This is a genomic window from Methylobacterium sp. WL103 (genome assembly GCF_008039885.1).
GTDB classification, from domain to species: Bacteria; Pseudomonadota; Alphaproteobacteria; order Rhizobiales; family Beijerinckiaceae; genus Methylobacterium; species Methylobacterium cerastii.
Window position 1 is genome coordinate 1 of the sequence record NZ_VRUX01000296.1, and the last position, 5,120, is coordinate 5,120.

Sequence of the window (5,120 nt, forward strand, 5' to 3'; positions counted from 1 at the left end):
GCAACCCCGGCGGCGACCGGACAAGTCAGATGACCGGTCTGACCGAGGCACCGCCAATCGAGCGGTCCGATAGAGCTTGCTCGTGTGGAACGTTCCAACACCCATCCGTAGCTGTTCCACACGACAGGTATTGCATTTCGGAACGGCAAATGTTCTAACGTTTTAGAACCTACTGGAACGTCGGACCGCCTCCATGCTCATCGGTTACGCCCGAACCTCGACGTTGGAGCAGGAAGCCGGGCTCGAAGCGCAGGTCCGCGATCTCACGGCTCTCGGATGCGAGAAACTGTTCCGAGAGCAGGCGTCGTCAGTCGGGCCGCGCAAGGCTTTGGACGCCGTGCTCGACTTCGCCCGCGAGGGAGACACCATCGCGGTCACTAAGCTCGATCGGCTCGCTCGGTCCGTTACCCACCTCGGCAACATCATCAGCAGGCTTGAAACCAAGGGCGTGGCCCTGCGTATCGTCAACCTTGGCGTGGATACCGGCACGCCCACGGGTAAGCTGATGCTCAACGTCCTTGGGGGTGTTGCGCAGTTCGAACGCGAGATGATGTTGGAGCGCCAACGCGAAGGCATTGCGAAGGCCAAGGCTGAGGGCGCGTACAAAGGGCGGAAGCCTACAGCGCGGGCGAAGGCGTCAGAGGTCAAGGCACTGGCGGCCGAAGGGCTGAGCATGGCGGCCATCGCCGCGAAGGTCGGGATCGGCAAAGGGTCGGTGCATCGCATTCTAGCTGCGTGACGTTCGCCTGATCTCGTGGGACGCGTCGGTCTCAACGGTCTGCCGTGAAACCGGATTGAGCCGTCAGACCGTCCACCGGATTCGGGACGATGCGGTGACACGGAGTCTGCGCTGACCGCGTGGGGTCGCTGAGACCCTGTTAACGCTGCCTTGCATACCCACGCACGCCGACGCCTTTTTTGGTTTAGTAGGCGGCGCGTGTGAAACCTCATGCGAGCATTGTCCTCGGATTCCCGTCAATGTCATCGCAGGTGTCAGCATGCTCGGTACGGCAGGGTCGGTTCTCGGCGTAGATGTTGGATGCTCGCCGACGAAAAAATCCGGATCGGTCTGCCGTTTGGATTGGTCCTCGGATGAAGTTCAGTGGTCCTTCGCCCGATTCCGAGCCGTTGAGCCGGAGCGGACGGACACCATTGTCCGCGTGGCAGGCGCGACACGTTTAACCGCTTCTGCGTTCGACGGACCAATGCGCCAGGGGCTCGACATCATTGGTCGATACCGTGCCGCCGAGCGAATGCTCACACGGCGCCTTCAACCCCTGATTGGAAAGCCTGGGCAATCGAGTGCGCCGGTAGGAAAGCTGCTTAACCAACACGCAAACGCATGCGCTCGGATCGTGATCGATCACTGCGATCTCGCGTCGGCCGAGCAGGACATCCGAATCCATGACAAGGCCGTTGCGGAGGCGTTCCCGAGTGCGTTCTTGGGCCTGCTGATCGATGACCCAGCGGCCCTGAATGCTCGCCGCGGCGACCGGTCAGATACCTTCTACACCCACCTCGCATCGAGCGGCGGGATCGACCGTTTGCTGCGTTATCTCCTGCCGAGCCGAAGTCTTCGGACACCCCTGACCACCGTTACAAACCACGACGACCGTGCGGCTCTCGTATGTGCGTTCACGGCGCTTTGCGTTGCCATAGGAGATTACACGGCGGTCGGCGACGAGGATGGCTGGATCGTTCTACCTCCCGCAACCCTACAACCTGCCTGGGCGCGAGCCTTGCTCCAAAAGAATGCGGATGAGGAGCGAACGGGGAGCCTTCGGTATCAAGGCTTTGCTCCCGCTGCATGATGCGCCGACTCTCATCGGAGCGGTGCATCAGCAAGGATCACCTTTCGGATTCGAGATGATGCCGCGGGGGCGGAGTCCGTGCTGACCGCGTGGAGGCTCTGAGGCTTGGCGAGCATCGGGAAGATGTAATGCGAACCCCTTCCACTCCATCCTGCCCGGCAGTATCCTCAGGATTGATCGCGCGATCCCACATCACTACCCGATGTTGAAGCGCTGGAGGCGTCTCGGGGGAGACCACACATATGGAGTCGAGATTCGGACACGACGGAGAGCATTCGGGCTCCCGGTTAGAGCTACTGCTAGAAGCGTCGGGCGTCATAGGAACTTGGGAGTGGGATCACGTTAACCACACGGTCACCTACGATCATGGCGGTGCGCTGTACCTTACGGGTGACTGGTCAAATGCTGGCCGACCCTTGAAGGGTCACGAGGCGATGACGACCGTTCATAGAGACGACTACGAGAAGATGATTGAGCGTTCAGTCAAGGCAACGAAAAACGGCTCAATCATTGTATCCGAGTATCGAGTCGAGGTACCGGGTAAAGGATTACGTCGGGTGTTAAGTCGCGGAAAGACTTACCATGATGCTAAAGGCAAGGCTGTTCGTAGCCATGGCATGCTCATCGACATTACAGAAACCCACGACGACGTTAGCACTTATGTTGTAGGCGCGCCGATTGAGGCTGATGACCCATTTCGTACGGTTGTAGATCATCTCATAGCCGCCAGAGAATTTTATGAATCCGAGGGCCAGCATCAGATAAATAAAATTTTAGATATTGTGCTTATGGAGACTGGAAAACTGATCGCTCGGCAAATCCAATCTGTAAAAAATAAGCAACATTGACTTACGAAAACTCTAATTTGTTTAGCTCCATTAGTATGAATCGATCACTATCGACGAGATTTGATGCGTCATTCGACTTCTAGTAGACATGTCGAGTGTAGTGGGAGTCTACGATGCTGAGCTCAGACAACCGCGTGGAAACGAGCGTCAGTCCGTCTGACCTGCTTACGAAGTTGTCTCAAGTCTTAAACTGCCCGATTGAAACGTTTTTTGATTCAGCATCGCACAATCTTGGACCAACCGTGGAATTTCTCAAGCTATGGTCAGAAATAGATAATCCGAGCGATCGGGCAAAATTGTTGGCGGTGGCGCGTGTACTTGCTGCCAAAGGCTAGTGACGTTTCCTCATGAGCGGATAGCTCTGCATAAATACCGTATGCGCTACCACGAGATCATCACTGCCGAATCCACCGCCGAGGCCGGGATCATCCAGCCGATCAAGCCCATGACGCCCGTCCAGGCCAACCGAGAAGCGGATCGCTGTGCGGGAATCCAGAAGCGGATTCGCGATCAGACCGCCGCGACAACCCGACGAATCGCTGATCTGCGCGCAAAGCTCGCTCGCTGAACAGTCATCCTCGAACCTACCGTCAACGTCCGAGAAGGGTGGGGAGCGGACCCTGCCCCTTCGCCCTAAAGCGGACGTTCTGTTCCTAAACCTGTGCGGACCATACTCACCCTGGAAGAAACTCACATAAGCAACAGTCTGTGACAGTCGCTTCAGTTGTCGTTATGTGTCGTTCGGCCCGTTGCTGGACCGCGCGCCAGTTCCAGCCCAATCTGAAACAGCACGAGGCGCATCAGCGCCTCCGCCTCCGGCGTGCCGGACTCTTTGATAAGTTCATATGCGGCGAGACAGGCATCCAGCATCACCTCGAATTGGGCTGGTTTAGGCATTGCAAACACAGGTCCTATCGAGATGCTTTTCTACTCTACGTAGTGGGAAATTTCATATCAAATGTTAGGTTGCAAATTGTCGCACCAACTCGCTTTGAGGTTGGGGCACCATCCGAAAGGCGCTAAAGCCGATTGTGCACAATCGGAGCGTGGTATGCAGAACGGCTCGGACCTTGGAGACGGCTCGGATGTGCGGGACGCTTCCCTCCGCCGTCTTGCCGAGGCGTTAGACATTGCGCCGACCGCATTTTTCGACGAGACCAGTGCCGATCTGGACCAGACGACAGAGTTGCTGCGCTTGTGGCAGGGGATCAGGAACACGCAGGACCGCGCCAAGGTGCTGTCTATGGTGCAGGCGATGGTGCGGACAATCGCCACGCGCGCCTAAGAGCGGACCTTCCGACTTCTTACAGAAGGTGGCGAGCGGACCTTGACCTTTCTCCCGGAAGCCGTCGTTCCGCCGCCGATCTAGTGGTCGAAATCTGACGGATGTTACCCATGCTCTGGATTCAAATCGAAGTATTCGCCCAAGTATTTGTGGGATCACCCCTTTTAAGAGAAAGCGTCATATCCTTTTGAGGCGAAAATGAGTGGGTATCCCCGTCCAGCGACTTTTAAGGATGTCTTCTTCGGAGCGATTTGGGTTATTCTGGCCGTCTATATCGATGGTATTGCGATCTGGACGTGGCTTTTCTGGCAAGACCAGACCCTCGACCCACCCCGTCTCTTAGCTTTGATGATGACCGTACCCATGTTTGTGGTTGGCCTTGGAACAATCTCCAAATGGCTTAGGGGAGAATGGTTCGAGGTAATCCCGATGACGGGCCGTAAGGAGGGCAGCCCACCTTCGGATAATACCAGCCATCATGGTGGCGGTGATCCTCCACAAAGCTGACCTTCCGCTTCCCACCTACCCCGGACGTAGGGCACCCTCGATTCAGATGCCGGAAAGCGGACCTTCCGAGGGTCCGAGAAGCGTCGAGAGCAGCCCACCGCTTCACGGTCACGACTACAGCGGCAGACTCCGTAGCCATTCGTTGGCGGCGAGCTTCACAGCATGCTCGCTCCTATGCTCGCCCATGTTTTCGTAAGCGGTTACGCGGGTGTGCGTCGCGGCTGGCACCATGAGATCACCGCATCTGAAGACCGCCCGCGCCGTCAGGGCGAATCCCATCTCCGGATGATGGATTTCAAACAGGTAGGTGACCGCATCCCGTGGCACGCCGTACCGGTTGCCGACCTTCTCGACCGTCACGCAGGCGCGTTCGAAGGTCCGGACGGATTTTCCCTCGGGCGATAAATATCGACGGATGAGATGCTGAACGGTAAGCTGATTCGCTTCATCCAGCGGTGTAACATGTATCATTTCGGAATCTCCAATTATAGCGGATGGATTCCATGATGCCTTCCGCCTGCTATATTTAGACAAGGAGGCGGAATGTACGGCAAAAACCTGAAAATTGTCTACTCGAATCTTTTATCGATGGGTCTTGTACGCTCGAAGCGGCAGTTCAGCCGGGATTTTCTCGGTCGGGGCTGGACGTACCTCCGGGATTTCGAGCAA

At 56.9% G+C, this 5,120-nt stretch carries 8 protein-coding genes; 6 read left to right on the forward strand and 2 right to left on the reverse strand.

Annotated elements, in window-relative coordinates; genetic code table 11:
* Positions 1 to 193 precede the first annotated feature (193 nt).
* From FV222_RS16685 to FV222_RS16705, 5 genes are all read left to right on the forward strand, one after another.
* On the forward strand, positions 194 to 739 hold the full coding sequence (locus FV222_RS16685) for a recombinase family protein (RefSeq protein WP_147765297.1): 546 nt from the start codon (positions 194 to 196) through the stop codon (positions 737 to 739).
* A gap of 259 nt (positions 740 to 998) precedes the next feature.
* Complete coding sequence (locus tag FV222_RS16690) at positions 999 to 1,811, forward strand: DUF429 domain-containing protein (RefSeq protein ID WP_147765298.1); 813 nt, start codon at positions 999 to 1,001, stop codon at positions 1,809 to 1,811.
* Positions 1,812 to 2,245: 434 nt separating this feature from the next.
* Positions 2,246 to 2,659, forward strand: a complete 414-nt coding sequence (locus tag FV222_RS16695; RefSeq protein WP_147815177.1) for a PAS domain-containing protein — start codon at positions 2,246 to 2,248, stop codon at positions 2,657 to 2,659.
* 113 nt (positions 2,660 to 2,772) lie between these two features.
* Positions 2,773 to 2,994 (forward strand): hypothetical protein, encoded by a 222-nt coding sequence (locus FV222_RS16700; RefSeq protein ID WP_147815179.1) that lies wholly within the window; start codon positions 2,773 to 2,775, stop codon positions 2,992 to 2,994.
* Between the two features lie 41 nt (positions 2,995 to 3,035).
* Positions 3,036 to 3,227 (forward strand): hypothetical protein, encoded by a 192-nt coding sequence (locus FV222_RS16705; RefSeq protein ID WP_147765301.1) that lies wholly within the window; start codon positions 3,036 to 3,038, stop codon positions 3,225 to 3,227.
* 152 nt (positions 3,228 to 3,379) lie between these two features.
* Here the strand turns inward: FV222_RS16705 and FV222_RS29740 are convergent, their stop codons facing one another.
* Entirely contained in the window at positions 3,380 to 3,556 is a 177-nt protein-coding gene (locus FV222_RS29740) for a hypothetical protein (RefSeq protein ID WP_187277359.1), read from the reverse strand.
* Positions 3,557 to 3,710: 154 nt separating this feature from the next.
* Here FV222_RS29740 and FV222_RS16710 point away from each other — a divergent pair, with 154 nt between their 5' ends.
* Positions 3,711 to 3,944 (forward strand): hypothetical protein, encoded by a 234-nt coding sequence (locus tag FV222_RS16710; protein WP_147765302.1) that lies wholly within the window; start codon positions 3,711 to 3,713, stop codon positions 3,942 to 3,944.
* 621 nt (positions 3,945 to 4,565) lie between these two features.
* On the opposite strand, the gene FV222_RS16715 is transcribed toward FV222_RS16710, so the two are convergent.
* On the reverse strand, positions 4,566 to 4,811 hold the full coding sequence (locus FV222_RS16715; protein ID WP_147765303.1) for a hypothetical protein: 246 nt from the start codon (positions 4,809 to 4,811) through the stop codon (positions 4,566 to 4,568).
* Positions 4,812 to 5,120: the final 309 nt, after the last annotated feature.